Consider the following 17,608-nt stretch of genomic DNA (forward strand, 5'->3'; position numbering starts at 1 on the left):
TAATAAAGAAGTGCTATATAGTGGCTAAGTTAAGCATCATTTGATCTAAGTCACCCCCATAAAGTCCAGCTGACCTTTCCAATCACTAATTTCGTCCTTGTTATACAAAAACAGCATTATTGCAAATGCGACATTTTCCACATATCGGCCACATAATAATTTTCTGCTGAGATAGTCAATCATTCCCAGATTACGACATTCCTCTTTTGCGCCATTGCAAATCTACTAATACGACAATTTTTAAACCCAATTGAATTAACCGTTGCGGCAAAAAGATCAACAGATTTAGACTTTTTAGCGCGTTAACACGCAATAGAAATTCACTAATAAAGTTGTTTATTTTTTTAATCTTGAAAGGACAGGAGGAAGCATGAAATTTACCATTTCTGCAATCATATTATTCGCCGCATTAGCATTTCCCACTGAATCCAAAGCAGTATTATTCTGCAAGTGGAGTGCACCACAAAATCCAACTTTTGGCTGGTTTCATAATACCGAAAGATTTGAAACCCGCGCCTTCTATGAGGTTCACAGTACCAGCCAGTGCGCTTTTCCGAAAACGGATTCCAACGGAAGATATCGATATCGTTTTTACGCCAACCCATCACCTGGTCCCAGCAAAAAAGTCTATGTCAGTCTAAAGGACAATTCCAAATACCACGTTTACGCAACTATCGGCTTTGACAAAAGAGCCGATACTGTTAAGCAGTGCGTTAAGTATAAAAAGACTTCAGGTATTTATAAGAGCATGAAGTACTGGTTTACCCAGGATAAATGCAAGACATTCACGGTTGTCGACTCATAAATATCACTATTTCAGTCCGGTAAAGATAAGTTATTAAGATGCTCTTTACCGGACTTTTTATTTTGCATGAAAATTAAAGGAGTTCAATATGTGCCTTAACCAACGGGATCTTAATCAAGCAAGATCTAATCAAGAAAACCCTGATCAAGCTAACTCTAATCAACTGGACAATATTGATTCCGTTTTCAAAGTGTTACGTTTGAACTTTATTTTGTTGATTGCCTTTTTTTCGGCGCTTGTTCATTCACAAAATACTATGGAGGACTCAAATTACCAATTTGATGACAACAATGAAATTGCCATCAATCAAGAAACCAAAGTTAAGCAGTCAATCGCCAACTTCGGTCATGAACACTTCAACACCGCTTATGCCTGGGTTGAGCTTGGATGGTTTTGGGAAGCTCATGCTGAAGTGGAAAAGTCGATTACCTGTTTTAAAAAAGCATTGGCAATTCATACCAAAGCGGCGCTCTCAGATGATTTGGAAATCGCCAGAATCAACGATTATATCGGTAATGTTTACCACGCCAACCGTCAATATCAACTTGCACTGGATTATTACCTTTTAGTGGACAAACTCTATGAGACAGATCAAAAAGTGATTGGGTTTGAAAAAGCAGACATCGCAATAAATTGGAGAAATATCGCCAGAGTATTATCAGAACTGAAACAATACGAACGAGCCCTTGAATATGCCAAAAAAGCACACGAGAGTGATCTTCAGGCATACGGCTCTGATGATTCGATGATTGCAGATAGTCTTGTTGATCTGGCGATGGTTTATAACCATTTACAACAACACGAAAAAGCGCTTCAGCATTTGACCATCGCAATTTCGGTAGAAGAACGTCACCTTGGTAAGCAAGATATCTTAGTCGCCGAACACAAAGTTCTTCAAGCAGACACCTTGATGCGCCTTGGCAAAAAAGAGACGGCCCTTAATATTTATCGGCTCGCGCTATCAACCTATGAGAAGGAAGTCGGGCCTGAGCACCGTTTAATTAATCAACTAAAAAACAAAATTCGCAACATAGAAAAAGTCAATAAAAGGCATGAAAAATTAGGGCTGAATGACTAACAATATTTCAAGATTTACCAAAAACTTAAATTAAGTTGTAGTCAAAATATTCAACTGAACTTAGATATTGACTAACAGAAAAACTGTGTTTATGGAGACAACAAAAATGTTCAAAAAGACTGTATCTTTAATTACTCGGAACCATTGGAGAAGTTTAGCCATTACTTTAGCGATACTACTAGCTTTCTCATTTAATAGTAATTTATCTGACTTAAATCGCGACCTGTCAAATGCTAATACCGAACTAGAGCATCAACTTGCCCAACTGTCGGGTAACTATGAAACTGAAAAGAAACAACTTAAAAAGAGAATCCAGTTCAACATCGACAAACTGGTAGAAAAAGATAACGAAATAGAACGACTTAATTCAGAGCTCGAATCGCCTGTCCATAAACAACGCGTATCCCTGAAACGGGCAACCGGTGGTAGCTCAAACTCTAGCCGATACAAACAGCAGAGTGAGAACGATTCACTCGATTCATCACGGGAAAACTCATCATGGGATAATCAACCACAGCAAGCGAGACAGTTTCGCATGTTGATGGAAATGACAGAGAATATTCCGATGAATTCAGAACTAACAGATGAGTTTGAAGTGGCTTTGAATGACGCTATCCCGCAAACATACGAAGGAAGTGAGCTAGATCTAGTTGAATGCATCGCTGCTTATTGCCGCCTGGAAGTCATCCATGACAACACCGAACTACAAAAGGCGTTTCTCGAGAACACTAACCTGCTACCTGACTGGAACTCAGAGAGTATTGTCAAAGAATTTAATGACCCGGAAGAATTTAGAACAGTTGTGTTTATCCCAGTTAGAAATAAAGTTTTTTCCGAATGAACATGACAGGAAGTTATCCCCATTTTAGAAACCGACCGCGATTGACAGGAAAAACGACAACCTTGTTTGCGAAAGCGACATATTGAACTTCATAGTATTGAAAAGACGGAGTTTTTTTACGACTATCTCACGGTAAAAGTAGCGAATATTTTTCAGGTATACAGCCAATAAAGGTCAGCATCATGCAAATAACGTCGCGCAAGCTAACAAGAAAAGTAGAAGTGAAATTATTACTCTTGGGAATTTGCTTGTCTACGGCTGCTTTCTGGATGAGTTTCGACTGGGTGCAAGTCGGCAGAATTACTATCGATAGAGCTAGCGCCGAGCAAATCTATTTCCCGCTATTAGTTGTGATTTGTGCAATCTTTTTTATTACGACACTATTTATGGCTGCTACTTTTGTTAAAAACCTCCTAGTTACAACACCTGCTCGCCTACTGATAAATTTCTCGAAGGAAAATCAAAACTGCAAAGAGCAGCCTATATTTTACAAAAGTCATGCTTCACTGAAGCAGCAGCAAACTTTTCAAAATGAGATACCCAAAAACTCTCCTGGCAAACACGTTCTGGTTATTGATACCAACGATTCAAATCATAATTTGCAAAGAATACTGACACCGTATTACTTCATTACAGTCACATATAACAGCCAGGAAGGGCTCAAAGCAATTAAAAACTTTCCAATAGATTTGATTATCGTTGATCTAAAGCCAACGGACTCAGACACCATTCAGGCATTCCAAAAAATTAAACAAAAGTCAGATCTCTTTCACATACCACTTATTGCCATTTTAAGTGATAACGACGAGTATCGTGATGCACCAATCACCAAAAAAATCTCAGGTATCAATACAATCAACTCGTTAAAGAAATCAAAAGTTTCAACAGAGCTAATATTGCTGATTGATAGTCTACAGTCGACTAATCAAAAAAAACCTAAAGGAACTAACTCAGAGAAAGAGCTTTCTTTAACGCGCCTGGATATCAAATATCCAAAGACGATAGGGTTGATTGATGATTATCAGGTCAAATTCCTCAATAGAGTAGTAACAACATTGGAGCGGCACTATTCAGAAACCGATTTTACTACGGAAAAATTTGCCGCGTTACTCAACGTCACTTCCCGAACACTACAAAGAAGACTAAAATCACTCACGGGACACTCTCCTAAAAATGCTATTAACCTGTGGCGCATCAAAAAAGCAGCGGGAATGATAACTGAAGGTACAGAAACGATGGATAATATCATCGGAAAAACGGGATTCAATAGCCGCTCTAATTTTTATCGTTGTTTTAAAACACATATCGGAACATCTCCCTTAAAATACCAGGAAAATAATGTATCAGGAAAACAAAAAACCGAAGCAGTTGACTCCATTGAAAAGCCATTAACTGAACACTAAACTACCACAGGTAAAAACCATTACTTATTCTGTTCGATAAAATTGATTAACATATTTAGAAAATTTTATATACATAAACCTCGCCTAAACAAACTAGCCTAATTTCAATTTAGTACCATAAAAATTCAGTCCATTACTAACACAACCCAAACCAGTCGCATTAGTGATTTTGTTATACTGCTCCCGCATCAATCAGAAAAATGTCCGATTAATATTCAATTTCCGATTAATATTTTTGAGGGTTAGCTTTAAGATGTTGTATACAAAACGAATTCTAAAGTTAACTAACATAATTATTTTCTGTCTGTTTTTCGCAGCTATCTCTAAAGCAAAGGCAACTTATTACTTTTCAACAGAGATTACACATTCCGATGGACTACCGAAAGGCCCAATTAATGACATTGCGCAAGACCATGAGGGTTATATCTGGATAGCGACTCGAAATGGTTTATTTCGATACGACGGTGATAATTACAAAATATATTACCCCAACCAGGGCCCTTATAATTCAATTCCTGATCAGGTACTATTTAACTTATACATTGCAAAAGACGGTACCTTATACGCCGGTTCAATGTTCAGCGGCGTTCTCAAATATGACCGTCAAACAGATACCTTCAGCGCTTTTGCTGACACGCCAGGAAATTTTGCAATTCGCTCGGTTATTGATGTTACTGAAGATCAGGAAAACAGGATCTGGAGCATTGGTAAAAAAGGGCTGATGCGTCTGGAAAATGATGGAAAGACCTACACACCTTTTCTCTTCAAATCATCGGAAGACATCGGCAAATATTTAACCGTCGCAAAAAACCAAATGTTCTTCGCTTACTACAGTCAAAATTACTCTGGCTTTTGTCAGATAATAAACGAACAACAGTCTTGCCTTCGTGAGATGAGAATCCGTTTTATTCTCCAGAACCCGACTAACGATAATGAACTTTGGATAGGCACCCGCAAGAAAGGATTGCAACGATATCAAATTGACGAAGCTCAATGGACTGTCGAAGAGCCGGAGATAGACATGGTTAGCGCAGTCGACATGAAAGATGGCAGTTTTCTTTACACAACCAAAGATGACAAACTCGGCCGCTACGATATGCAGCAGAGGAAAATAATCGCTATCGATAGCGCGCGAAAAACTCCCATACTTTCACCCAATCCTTATGGCACTATCCGACTTTTGTTAAGAGACAGCTCAGGAACAGTTTGGGCTCGCTCTCATGATAAAATTGTAAAGATAAAAAGTTCTGACTTTATCAGAAAAGTGGATTTGATGATTGCTGACGATGCGCTCATTAAAGAAATTAGCGAAGATTCAGAAGGCAACCTGTGGCTAATTACTGATTACCATGGACTAGTCAAATACGATCCCAAAAGAAATAAATCATTTTCATACTTACCGCCGGGAATCACTAAAACCAGGGCACGAGTTTTATTACCGCTACCGGATCAATCTATTATCACAGGTTTTTCAGGAAAACTCTTCCGTTACTTTCCTGCTACTGATTTTTGGCAGCCTATTCAAGTGCCGAAAGGCCCCATTCATGCCATCAATTTGATTAGTGACAATAAAATTATATTCGACACAGACAAGCTCTACACATACGACTTAAACTCTAATAATCTCGTTAACCTTTTTGACGTTTACGATATGGATATGACAACTATCTATGACATAATTCCACTCGGCGCCGAGAAATTTCTGATTCTCGATTATGCTAAAGCGCACTTGCTAGATCTAAAAAATAACCACTACCAACTATTTAAAGCGAATACACCAACGGCCTCTGGTTTATCTCGAAGTGTCAAAGGCGGCGGCGCTTATACAGTTAAAAACGAAATATGGATTAACGCTGTTTCACAACGCCTTCATCGAATGTCTCACTCGACTTCGCAAACACCATCATTTGAAAGTTTTGACTTAAATCTGAACGGCATCATTTTAGAGATTTTATCAATCACCGATGATAATCAGGGCGAACTGTGGCTTGGCACTAACCAGGGACTGGTCTTATTTCAAACTAAAAATCAACAGCCGACTTTGCTAACTCAAGAAGACGGTATTCCCAAGCAAGGGTTTAACAATTTATCAGCTTTTAAGACAAAGAGCGGAAAAGTTTATTTTGGTATAAAAAATTCACTACTCGAAGTTTCTCCAGAAAAATATCACGCCAGAACCTTCGCGCCTAATATCGTCGTACCCTCTGTGACTATCAACGACAAAGTGGTTTTGTCTGGCACCAACTATATACTTCACCCCGATGACAACTCAATCACATTCAAATTTGCATCGTTAGACTTTCATCAAAGCAATAACAACCAATTGAAATTTAAATTGTCTGGATTCGATTCCAGTTGGCGTCAAGCCAATGGAAATAATCAGGCACAATATACTAATTTACCCCACGGAGACTATCAGTTTAAGGTCAGAGGAACAAATAGTCATGGGCTGTGGAGCGATAAGGAAGCAGTCATTTTTATCCAGGTTATACCGGCATTCTGGCAAACTCCGATTGCTTACCTACTCTATATTCTACTGATAGCGCTAACCATTTTCAGCGCGTTCAAGTGGCGCTTCAAATTGCTTGAGGCAAGAGCAGAGAAACTCAAACAAGAGGTTTCTCTCAGAACCCATCAAATTCAGAATCTTTTGGAGAAAAAAAATACACTTTTTTCTAATATTTCCCACGAACTGCGTACACCATTAACATTAATTATCGGTCCAATTAGAAAGATACTGAGTGATAGTAAGAGTCTTGATCAAATAAAGTCATCGAGCACAGAAAATCAGACCATCGATGAAAATCTTGTGAAGAATATGAATACCGCTCTCGATAATACCAATCGTCTCATCCAAATGGTCGATCAGTTACTGATGTTAGCCAGGTCCAGCGCATCAACTCAGGAAGAATGGAAATATTACGAAGTTGGCAGAGTCATAAAATACATTGTGTCGTCTGTCAGTTCATTGGCGGAAGACAAGAACATTTCATTGCAGGTAGAACTCGACAAAGAGATTTTCGTTAAAGCCATTGAGCACTCATTAGAAACAATATTGCTAAACCTGACTGTAAATGCCATCAAGTACGTGCCCAGAGGGGGACAAGTTAATATAAGCGCAAAGGTTAGCAACAATAACGTAGCAATATCAGTCAAAGATAACGGACCAGGAATTCCCCCAATGTACCGAGACTCTATTTTCGAACGCTTCACCCAGGTAGACAGTACCAGACAAAAGCAAACCGAGAATAACTCTGAATTTGAACCTGGTTCTACATCTGGTGTTGGATTGGGGTTAGCTTTGGTTAAAGAGTTATTAGTACTTCAAAATGGCAGTATCGAGTTAATCGATGATCACGGCGCACATTTTCTGGTTAAGTTGCCTGTCACTCAAAAATTGGCAGCAAAATTGGCAGCAAAAAAATCGCCGTCGACCTTTCAGCTCGATAAGGAATTACTCTCGAATACCAACTTGATGCCTAAACAAACCATTCAATCACAGCTGACATTTTCTATCGATACCGCAGTTATCGGTGAAAGTGTTAGCCTACCTCCCGACAATCAGGAGTCTGCGTTTAATCCGCTGAACAAAGATAAAAAGATTTTAATTGTAGATGACAATCAACAAATGTGCGGCTATTTGTTTGACCTACTTTCTAACAACTATTCTTGCGCAACGGCTTATGATGGAAAAAGCGGAATCGAAATCGCTTTGAAAGAAATGCCAGACCTCATCATAAGCGATGTAATGATGCCAGGGGTCGACGGCTTAGAGTTAACAAAGACATTACGTAATAACCCAAAAGCGTCGCACATTCCAATCATTTTGTTGACCGCTCAAGGAACCACAGATTTTAGAGTTGATGCTTACCAAGTCAATCCAGATGACTTTATCACCAAACCATTTAGAGATGACGATTTATTAACTCGCATAGAAAGTATCCTGACTGTACGTGAAATTCTTCAACAATCCATATTCAGAGGAATTGGTCGACACGCGCAAAATTTGATTAATGAAGCCAAAAGTCAAGTCGAGGAAAATGAAACACTTACAAATTCTACCCAAACAAAAAAACTTGCTGAAAGTAATAATTTTATCGACAAACTAAACAAAATCATCGAAAAACACTATGCCAATGATCGTTTGACGTCGAAAGATATCGCTGACCACCTGAATATGTCAGTGCGTTCACTACAGCGAAAAGTCACCTATTATTCTGGCGTTTCGCCACTAACCTATTTAAGAACTTTTCGATTGGAAAAGGCGGCGAAATTAATAGTTGCGGGCCAAACGTCAATCAAATTAGTTCGTCATCAAATTGGGATGACAAATAACGCCCGTTTTTATGAATACTTTAAACAATATTTTGGCCACACGCCCAATGAGTATATGGCTAAGTATCAAAAAGAGAACTTCAATAATTGAGCTGTTCTTGACTATGTTCACGAAACATCACATTTAAGAAAAGATATACCCCAAAACCAAAAAAGGCCCTGCATAATGCAGAGCCAAAGCATTCTTTAATGTTAGACAGGCCTAACTTAAAGAACTGGTAAAGTAATGGTTCCTTCGTGAGCAGTGTCTTCACCTCTCACACGATAGGTATATTGGTAGGTTGCAGTGTTAGTGTAGCCGGGTTGATTTTCATAAGAACTAACTCCGCCGCTAGAATAGGTGTAAACTAAACCGTCTTCTAACGATGTTTTAGTACGTACATTGATACCTTGCCCACTCACTACTTGTACATCCTCGTTAGTCGCCAGGCTCACTAAGTGCACTTTATTTGCATTGTTATACTGCGAATCAATTATACGTATACGGTTATCATAAAAACGAACAGTATTATTATTGACCGTACTAACCAGCCGGAACTCTAGAAAATCAAGAGATTCGATAGAAGTTGGTAAATATAAGCTTGTTGAACCATACCAAGAATAAGGAGCAGGTGCAGTTTCACCGGCAGTGTTCTGAGTAACGATTACAGCACCATTAACCGATCCGTTATTGTTATCTAATTTAACATCATTAATATCAAACACTAGTCCTGTCGCAGGCACGTCAAATAGCTTAGTGAAGTTTGGCACGTAACGATTTTCCGACTCGCGGTTTACCAGCTCCGTAACTCGATATTGGTAGCGACCCGATGGCAATGCCTGCTCTGGCACTACAGCCAAGAATGTATCGTTATGAGTTAACGTAGTAGAAGTCGTTAGGGCTTCTGACAAGTATTCAATCTTGGTTGTCCCCAGCGGTACGATATCTGAAGCAGACGCGTTCCCTTTGGTCACAGAAAGAATATTTTCTCGTGATAGCGCAACCGAATTATCTAGCAAAGCTACTGGTAATTCGAAAAATTGCTTCAAGCTAAAGTTCTGATTTTCGTCAATAACTGAACTAACAATTCGATTGTAATCTGAAGATGGCGTAGAGGTTTCATAAGGCTGAAGAATAACACTATGTACACCATCAACGACTTCAACAGTTCCTGACAAATTATTTCTAAACCCATTACTGTGTACACTTAACAATCTTGTACTTGACCAATTCAGATTGATTCGCCCACTTTGAAAGATAACATCTTCATCAGTAGTAAAACTCGGCATCAGAAGTTCAACGCCGCTAGAAGATTGATAATTAAAAACATGCTCTTGAGTTTCAGCATCAAAACTAACATCAACTCGCCCCAGGTATTGATCATGAGCAAAAATTTCCAGATTTTCGAACGCATTTCCCAGAGAATCAATCATCTTAATTCTGAACTCTATCGCTTGGTACGCTAGCGATTCATTCAAATACAATGTTTCCAAATTAAGCGCATCATCTGACTGCAGATAAATACTATCGTAACGCCAATAGCTATTATTTTCAGGTGAATAATCAACAATATCATCGCCATCGATATCGCCTGGAGCAGTTAAAACAAAAGGAAGATCTTTCGGCAGAGTAATACGATAAAGTCCAGTTTCCGAATCAAATGTAGACTCTGTTTTGTAATTATTTAATGAACCATAGTTATAATTCGGAGAAAAGCTGCTAGACGTGCTGTAGCTAAATTTTAAACCTTCTACCGCTTCGCTGTTTTCCGTGTCCAAAATAGCATAAGATTTCTCAACACCTTCCGAAACTCTTAACTTACCAATCGCTTGGTGAGCTTCCTGACCCGCTGCAACGGTTTCAGTTTTGCCGTAAAAAGCACGGTCAAGAAATGCACCGGACGGGCTTTGAACAAGCACGACAATATCGGTGTTAGCAGGTAAATTATCGATTGAGAATTCGCCAGAAACAGCGATTGCACCTTGCCATTGACCGCCAATTTTTAATCTAACAGTCGCATCGGTGATAACCTCATCAGTCGCAGCATCAACGATACTTCCGAACACGGTAATCGGTGTCTTTTGATCCTGAATTGCAGCATTTTGCTCTTCCAGTGCTGCGGCAACTTCGTCATGACTTTTATCTTCAACTTCGAAGCAACCAGTCAATACCAAACAAACTGCTGCGGAGACCGCTAGTTTGGAAAACTTAATCATATTGTTTAACTCCATGGTGTAGATTTCTCTTTTAAAAAAGAGCTCAATAAACGACTAATTTGAACTAATCGGTTATCTTCAAATAAATTTGTTCGACCCAATAAGTCGAAATATGGCTGGGACAAGAAATGTGTTGGATTTCAATCGGCAAAAGACATGAAAAAAATCAGAAAACCTGAAATTAGATTTGATAATTTTGACTCGATGATTAAATTTTTTGAAACTACGAATTGAACTTTGAGACTATGAGTTGAACTTGACTAGCAACTCATTACTACTCCGTTTACCCTTCTAGTAACTTCCCCTGCTTCCTTATCCTGCTTTTACAATATTAAAAGCGGGCGAAGTCTATCATCTCAAATCGAGAACAACCAAATAACCAAATGGAATACAGCTTAGTATTTATTGAGTATTTTGAGTTTTTTTCAGTTTAGCAGGTCGCCAAATAACTGGCTTTTTTACTTTTCGAGGGCGACGCCATTTAATTAAGCTGATGATAAATTCTTTCAACCAAAGAAATAACCACAGAATAATTTCAAAAATAAAAACTAACAAGATGGCTAAAATCTCGCCAATGCTAAGAGCTTCTCCACCGGCAATAAAAACTGACGCTATCGCCTCGATCAGCGATGCAATAAATGCAACGATTGCTTCAATGATAGCCGCGACCACTTCAAACATATTAATTTATTGTACAACATAACAATGAAATTTATCGGCAATATTAGTGCGAGTTCATGGTGCTCACTACTAACCACCAATATCGGTAATAGAAAAATGATGACTACTAATTTTAAATCGCTCGCGAAGGTAAAATCGATGGGCTGGAAACTTTTGAACACCTGAGTCCAAGTGCAGCTGCTCACAACCTAATTCCGCTGCATAATCTTTAAACCAATTGATTAAAAACGAGCCAGCTCCTGTTGATCGTTGTGACTCATTAGTTACCAGGTCATCAATGTAAAGATATTTTCCCCAGCCTAGTTTTTGGCCGGTCACAAATCCAGCAACACTCGATACCTTACCATCTAACTCGATATAAACAATTTGATAACCGGATTCCTGCTGCTCTTTAATTTGAGCAATCAGTTTTTCTTTTGCGTATTGAGGCCTGAGTTGCAATAAAATTTCTGCAACTTCAGATAATTCTTGATCAGATTTTAAAAATTGAACTTGCATTTAATCCCTACCAGTTTATTCAAATGGAAGGACATAGTTAATTGATTCACCTTCCCTTAAGTTAGTCCACAGATTTGCTATCGCTTTCTGTTTTCTTATTAGAATAAGCGACAGTTACTTAATTTGAGAGCCTCAAATAATTTTAAGAGTTTCTCTAACTTGATGTCGCGTATCCTAGTCGAAGTAAGGTCAAATATCAATCAATGAGCGCTTCACTATTTTTAAGCAAAAAACAATGTCATCACACGCTCATTTACTCAGTAAAATTTCATCCACCGATAAGGCACTACTTTTTTATAGAAGCGCTTTGCAGATTTTCAGCAGGTTGTTCAGATCGCTTAAGCATTGCCTGCTCAATATCTTTAAGAACCTGCAGCGCTGCTAAAGGTCCACCAACTGAAGTCCATAGTGAACCATCAACGGGGATAACTTGATTTTGTCGGCTTGCCTTCAATTGCTTAAAAGGCTCTGAATTTCTTGCAACTTGCATGGCATCCACCGCATCACCTGTGCCGTCTAAAGTTCCCAGAAAAATCCAGTCAGCATCAATCTGATGTAGCGCTTCTAAAGACAACGGCCTTGAATGGTGGTATCCCTTCTGCTGCTGTACTTTCGGGCGCTGAAGTTTTAAGTCGCGAACGATTAAACTGGCAAATGAATCATTAAACATATAAGCCGGTCCCTTAGGATTCCAGCGAACGATACTCACTGTGGAGTTTTTACTATTCTTGAGATTAGTTTTCACATCTTCTAATCTTTGGTGATATTGTTCGAGAAACAATCCAGCTTCCGATTCTCGATTTAAAACGGTGGCGATTCGAGCAAAAATTTCGCGCCAACTCTCACCTCGCTTAGCCGTTACAACAGTCGGCGCAATCAGGCTTAGCTGTTTCATAACACCCGGGCGCTGTTGAGAGGTGATAATCAGGTCGGGCTGTAGTTCAATAATTTTTTCCAGGTTCGGCCGACCAATGTCACCAACGATACTTAGCTCCATTGATGAATCAAGCTGCTTAGCAATTGGTTTTAAATAACGCGGAATATCCCCCTGCCCTCTTCCACGAATGGTCGCAGAAGGAGCAATGCGCAAAGCCAGGGTACTGTCATAGTCTATTTCACTTAATGCGACTACTTTCTTCGGCTCAACGGGCACTTGAACTTTATTGCCCAACGCATCAAACACACTGCGAGTGGTGGCTTGAACCTGCCCGATAGTCATGACAGCCAGTGAACAAATAACTGCTAAAAATAGTTTTGTCAGTTTATGCATAACGAATCTCTATTATTTTAAGTCGATCTAATGTCAGTTGATCGAAAAAACGTGATATGTTTTTATGTTAATTCAGTGAAATAACACCCATTTTGATTTGGATTAAATTCAAAAAAGCACTTTGAAAACCTGCATTAGAATTCACTATTCTTGCGCAAGCTGATCCATAACCTCGTGCCGTTCGCTGTGATACCCCTCTTCACTGAGATTATTTTTCCAGTAGGGCACGGCGTAAATTTGTTTGCGGTGAATTTGCAGTTCTTCCTTTAAGTATTTTCTAATCGCCAAAACCGCATCATTTTCACCACCAACCCAGAAAAACACATCATCCGAATTAGATTGAGTAACAGCTGGTTCAACCAAAGGATCAGCCTGCGACCATCCGATTGTTTTTAGCGCATTCAATAATGGAGATGGTCCCGGCTGTCGGACCAACCAGTGGATCTTAAGCTGCGGCGGGTGCTGAAGTTCGTGAATGTCCGTGACACACGGAACTTCCAGAAACGCGTGCCCGGTCGCTGATGAAGGCAAAGTCTCTAACAAAGCAGAAATCGCAGGAATAGCAGTTATGTCACCGGCAAAAACAAATTGTTCAGCGTCTGGTAGCATTGGGTAAGGTCCGCCAGGACTAGAAACGCCGATGTAATCACCTCGCTTAGCATTCAATGCAAAGCGGCTGGCCGGCCCCTCATCACCATGGAGCGCAAAATCGATATCTAAAATCATGTCCTCGGGATAGAAGCCTCTCACACTATAAGTTCGGGTCATCGGTCTGATACTTTTATCCGGCCATTCAATCCCTTTTTGCCCCATCGTTGGTAAAACAGGCTTTACTTGTCCTTCGAGTGGTAAAAATATTTTGATATGTGCTGCTGGAATATCCTTTGGATAATCTTTCAGTTGTTCGCCGGTTAACCTGAGTCGACGCAATCTTGGACTGATATTCACAATTTGCTCAACTTGCAAAAGCTTTGGCGAAGAAGGTTTATAAAGATTTTTACGAGGCTTATTCTTGAGCATTTTGTTTTATCTGTTACTTGTTGAATTGATTTTTGACCGTTGCTTTTGTTCGTTGTCAGATCTCACACCTATCTCTTATAAAATCGCTTGTAGGAAATAACTTGAGCCCTCATTAGCTTTCTCATGAAAGCATATAAATCCCTAAGTGAGATATAAACATCAACAACAACTTGATCTTTGGACAAATTAGCGAATGGGCGATACAATAGCACAAACAATAATGATTCGCATTAAGATTACTATTAACAAATGAATAAATTAGTCACCATTGAAAAATAAAGGCGTACATTTTTGGAAGTCGGCAATTTAAACAAAACCAGCGATATCACGCATGCGGCCACCGATTCTCATCGACTCCCCTTGCTCTACCCGCTTATCCTCGGTATTGCCGGACTACTAGTGCTGGGAATGACATCAATGCTCACCGGCGCAGGATTTGTTGACGCCAAACAGAGTCTCAACTATCTTATCGGCGACCCGCAAGCAAAAGAAAATGCGCATCTTGCCATGGTAATGGAGACCTTGCGCGGCCCAAGAACAATTATTGCAATCCTCGTTGGTGTTGCACTGGGTGTTTCGGCAACCTTGATGCAAAACCTCACTCGAAACCCTTTAGCAGACCCTGGCTTACTCGGCGTTAACGCCGGTGCAGCGCTTGGTGTGGTATTTGGTATTTCGTTTGCGCAGGCTGAGAATGCAATGAGTTACCTTATTTGGGCTATTTTGGGTGCATCACTGGCCAATATTATTGTCTTGATTGTGGCTCAAACTCGAAAAAACACATCTCCACTACGGCTGATTTTAGCCGGAATGGCGATCACCGCTACCTTCGTCGCACTCACCAATTTCTTATTACTTTCTTTCGTTAACTCTCTCGATCAATTTCAATACTGGACCATGGGATCATTGTCCGGCGGTCAAATGGAATTAATTTACTGGATGGCCCCAGTGATTATTCTTGGCCTTATTCTGACAGCAGTTTTCACTCGACCATTGTCGGTTATGTTACTGGGTGATCAAAGCGCCTTATCGTTAGGATTCGATCCGCGAGTGATTCGTTGGAAAATAGTCGTTGTCACCACGATATTAACCGCCAGCAGTGTCGCTATGGTCGGTCCGATTGGCTTTCTTGGATTGATTGCAGCTTATCTTGCCAGGGGGCTGGTCGGCGCATCCATTGCACGTCAGGTTGTGTTTTCAGCCATCATTGGAGCATTGGTTTTATTGGCCGCCGATATTCTTAGCCGAGTGATTGCCCGACCATTTGAAACACCAGTGAGTGTATTAACCGCAATTTTAGGCGCCCCCCTGTTAATCTGGATTGTTCGCAGCAATCGCTTACTTTCAATAACGAGCCAATAGCGATGAATGGAGCAATCTCGATGCTAAGTATTAATTTTACCAGGGACACAACTCACGGAGAAAACACATAGTGGAACTCACACGATTTCAACAACACTATTGTTTTCGTTTTGCTCACTATTCGGTGTTAATTCATCCGAAGCAAATTTTAGTTGCCCTGTTTCTTTTTATCTTGTTAGCAGCTGCTTGTCTCATTGCCATTGTCAACGGCTCTGCCAAGATGTCTGCGTTTACCGCAATTGAAGTATTAACCGGCGGTGGCGATGCAATGAGTAAAATGTTAGTCGAGCAAATTCGTTTGCCTCGTATCACCGCCGCTTTGATCGCTGGTTTTGCTTTAGGTCTTTCAGGGTGCCTTATTCAAACCACAATTAAAAATCGCTTGGCCACACCAGAAATCATTGGCGTTAATGACGGAGCAACTGCGGCTGTTGTTTTAGTCTCCGCATTGTCAATGAGCGGCACATGGGCATGGTGGATTGGGCCAATCGGCGCAGTGTGCGCTTTTATTTTCCTGGCACTTCTCGCGGGGCAACCCGGCAGAGAAGGATATCGTCTGATTGTTATTGGAATGGCGCTGGCTGAACTGTTGCGATCAGGTTCCGACCTGACATTATCAATGCAAGAGATGCATTTGGTGAACGGCCTTTATGTCTGGAAAAACGGCAGCCTTAGCGGACAAGGCTATGAAGTCAGCCTTCCTGTCTTGGCAGGGATAGGAATTTGTGTCCCGCTATTAATCACTTTGTCGCGCCGCTTAAAAGCCATGCAGTTGAGTGATGATACAGTAAAGACATTAGGTGTTTCGCTTGGTTTCACGCAAGTTTTAATTTTATTTCTGGCGGTAATAACTGCCGGTCTTGCCTGTGGAATTACCGGTCCCATTGCCTTTGTCGCAATGGCTGCACCTATCTTTGCAAGCTATCTGACAATACCCAATAGCGTTCCTGTCTGGTTATCCGGGCTGGTTGGTGCGTTATTGGTATTACTCGCAGATACCATTGCGAGAAGTGTTTCAATCAGCCAGCAAGAAATTGGCGTTGGCATCATCACTTCGTTAATTGGCGGCCCCTTTATGTTATGGGTCTTACTACGCGACTCTGCAGAGGACAAATAAATGTCGGTGTCGATAAACCAATATAGCTCAGAGCCACAAACAACTGAAATCAAAACATCAACAAAAATAAAAACAACGTCGATAAAAGTTCGGGAAAGAAAAATGTTAACAACACAAAACTTACATATCCGCTACGGTCAAAACGCTGTTGTAAAAGGAATCAATCTATCGGTAGGACAGGGTGAACTTGTCGCCGTTGTCGGCCCAAATGGTTGCGGTAAGTCAACCTTGTTAAAAGCACTCGCGAAACTTGAAACGCCGCACCAAGGCGAAGTTTTTTTAAGCGGAAACAGCCTGGCAAAACTAAACCGAAAAAAACTCGCCAGGAAAATTGCACTGCTACCACAACATCCAGTTGCACCGGAAGGAATCACCGTCGAAGAACTGGTTGGTTATGGACGCTATCCCTATCAAAGCCTGTTAAGACAATGGTCAAAAGAAGACGCTAGAATAGTCGCAGATGTGATGGCTAGAGCGCAGGTTAATCAATTTGCCAAACGACGCTTATCATCTCTGTCCGGCGGCCAAAGACAGAAAGCCTGGTTAGCGATGGTATTGGCGCAACAAACCCCTTTATTATTGCTCGACGAACCAACCAGTGCACTCGATATGGGGCATCAAATCGAAGTGTTAAAACTCATCAAAGAACAAACGGCATCAAACACCAGCATCTTGATTGTCATGCACGACCTGGCCGCCGCTGCTCGCTATGCCGATCGCATCATCGCCATGAAGGATGGAAAAATTATTGCCGACGGAAAACCTCAGCAAGTAGTTACCTCAGCACTGATCCGCTCGCTTTATTCGGTGGATGCCAACATACTCGAAGCCCCCTGCGATGGAACGCCTGTAATAGTGGCTAAGTCGGAACCGGAACAACCAAGTAGGTTACCGCAAATGTCACCAGATTCAGACACAACAAAGCCAACAAAACCCGAGAAGCTGGTGGCGTAGTCTTTGCTAAGGTAAGACACTTAAGAAAAACGCCAGCTCGTCTTCACT

Annotated in this window: 13 protein-coding genes; 8 read left to right on the forward strand and 5 right to left on the reverse strand. The window is 40.6% G+C overall.

The window, feature by feature from the left end:
• The first annotated feature begins 370 nt into the window (after window positions 1-370).
• The 5 genes from FLL46_RS14910 to FLL46_RS14930 all read left to right on the forward strand — a co-directional run bounded on the left by FLL46_RS14910 (window position 371) and on the right by FLL46_RS14930 (window position 8,553).
• Window positions 371-805, forward strand: coding sequence for a hypothetical protein (locus tag FLL46_RS14910; RefSeq protein ID WP_142932088.1), 435 nt, complete (start codon window positions 371-373; stop codon window positions 803-805).
• 88 nt (window positions 806-893) lie between these two features.
• Window positions 894-1,883: a tetratricopeptide repeat protein gene (locus FLL46_RS14915; RefSeq protein WP_142932090.1), complete on the forward strand. Its 990-nt coding sequence runs from the start codon at window positions 894-896 to the stop codon at window positions 1,881-1,883.
• A gap of 106 nt (window positions 1,884-1,989) precedes the next feature.
• Window positions 1,990-2,724, forward strand: coding sequence for a hypothetical protein (locus tag FLL46_RS14920; protein WP_142932091.1), 735 nt, complete (start codon window positions 1,990-1,992; stop codon window positions 2,722-2,724).
• 182 nt (window positions 2,725-2,906) lie between these two features.
• Window positions 2,907-4,127: a response regulator transcription factor gene (locus FLL46_RS14925; RefSeq protein ID WP_142932093.1), complete on the forward strand. Its 1,221-nt coding sequence runs from the start codon at window positions 2,907-2,909 to the stop codon at window positions 4,125-4,127.
• 253 nt (window positions 4,128-4,380) lie between these two features.
• Window positions 4,381-8,553, forward strand: coding sequence for a hybrid sensor histidine kinase/response regulator transcription factor (locus tag FLL46_RS14930; protein ID WP_142932095.1), 4,173 nt, complete (start codon window positions 4,381-4,383; stop codon window positions 8,551-8,553).
• Between the two features lie 116 nt (window positions 8,554-8,669).
• Here FLL46_RS14930 and FLL46_RS14935 read toward each other — a convergent pair whose 3' ends face one another.
• The 5 genes from FLL46_RS14935 to FLL46_RS14955 all read right to left on the reverse strand — a co-directional run bounded on the left by FLL46_RS14935 (window position 8,670) and on the right by FLL46_RS14955 (window position 14,127).
• Window positions 8,670-10,658, reverse strand: coding sequence for a hypothetical protein (locus tag FLL46_RS14935; RefSeq protein WP_142932097.1), 1,989 nt, complete (start codon window positions 10,656-10,658; stop codon window positions 8,670-8,672).
• Window positions 10,659-11,060: 402 nt separating this feature from the next.
• Window positions 11,061-11,339: a hypothetical protein gene (locus tag FLL46_RS14940; RefSeq protein WP_142932099.1), complete on the reverse strand. Its 279-nt coding sequence runs from the start codon at window positions 11,337-11,339 to the stop codon at window positions 11,061-11,063.
• 69 nt (window positions 11,340-11,408) lie between these two features.
• Complete coding sequence (locus FLL46_RS14945; RefSeq protein WP_142932100.1) at window positions 11,409-11,837, reverse strand: GNAT family N-acetyltransferase; 429 nt, start codon at window positions 11,835-11,837, stop codon at window positions 11,409-11,411.
• 286 nt (window positions 11,838-12,123) lie between these two features.
• Window positions 12,124-13,107, reverse strand: a complete 984-nt coding sequence (locus tag FLL46_RS14950; protein ID WP_210418715.1) for an ABC transporter substrate-binding protein — start codon at window positions 13,105-13,107, stop codon at window positions 12,124-12,126.
• 144 nt (window positions 13,108-13,251) lie between these two features.
• Window positions 13,252-14,127, reverse strand: coding sequence for a siderophore-interacting protein (locus tag FLL46_RS14955; protein WP_142932101.1), 876 nt, complete (start codon window positions 14,125-14,127; stop codon window positions 13,252-13,254).
• A gap of 291 nt (window positions 14,128-14,418) precedes the next feature.
• On the opposite strand from FLL46_RS14955, the gene FLL46_RS14960 reads away from it, so the two are divergent.
• The 3 genes from FLL46_RS14960 (at window position 14,419) to FLL46_RS14970 (ending at window position 17,560) form a co-directional block, all read left to right on the forward strand.
• Entirely contained in the window at window positions 14,419-15,489 is a 1,071-nt protein-coding gene (locus tag FLL46_RS14960; protein ID WP_142932103.1) for a FecCD family ABC transporter permease, read from the forward strand.
• Between the two features lie 70 nt (window positions 15,490-15,559).
• Entirely contained in the window at window positions 15,560-16,606 is a 1,047-nt protein-coding gene (locus FLL46_RS14965) for a FecCD family ABC transporter permease (RefSeq protein ID WP_168204177.1), read from the forward strand.
• A 102-nt stretch (window positions 16,607-16,708) separates the two neighbouring features.
• On the forward strand, window positions 16,709-17,560 hold the full coding sequence (locus FLL46_RS14970; RefSeq protein WP_142932107.1) for an ABC transporter ATP-binding protein: 852 nt from the start codon (window positions 16,709-16,711) through the stop codon (window positions 17,558-17,560).
• Window positions 17,561-17,608 lie beyond the last annotated feature (48 nt).

Origin of the sequence: Aliikangiella coralliicola, from assembly GCF_007004725.1 — a bacterium.
GTDB lineage: Bacteria > Pseudomonadota > Gammaproteobacteria > Enterobacterales > Kangiellaceae > Aliikangiella > Aliikangiella coralliicola.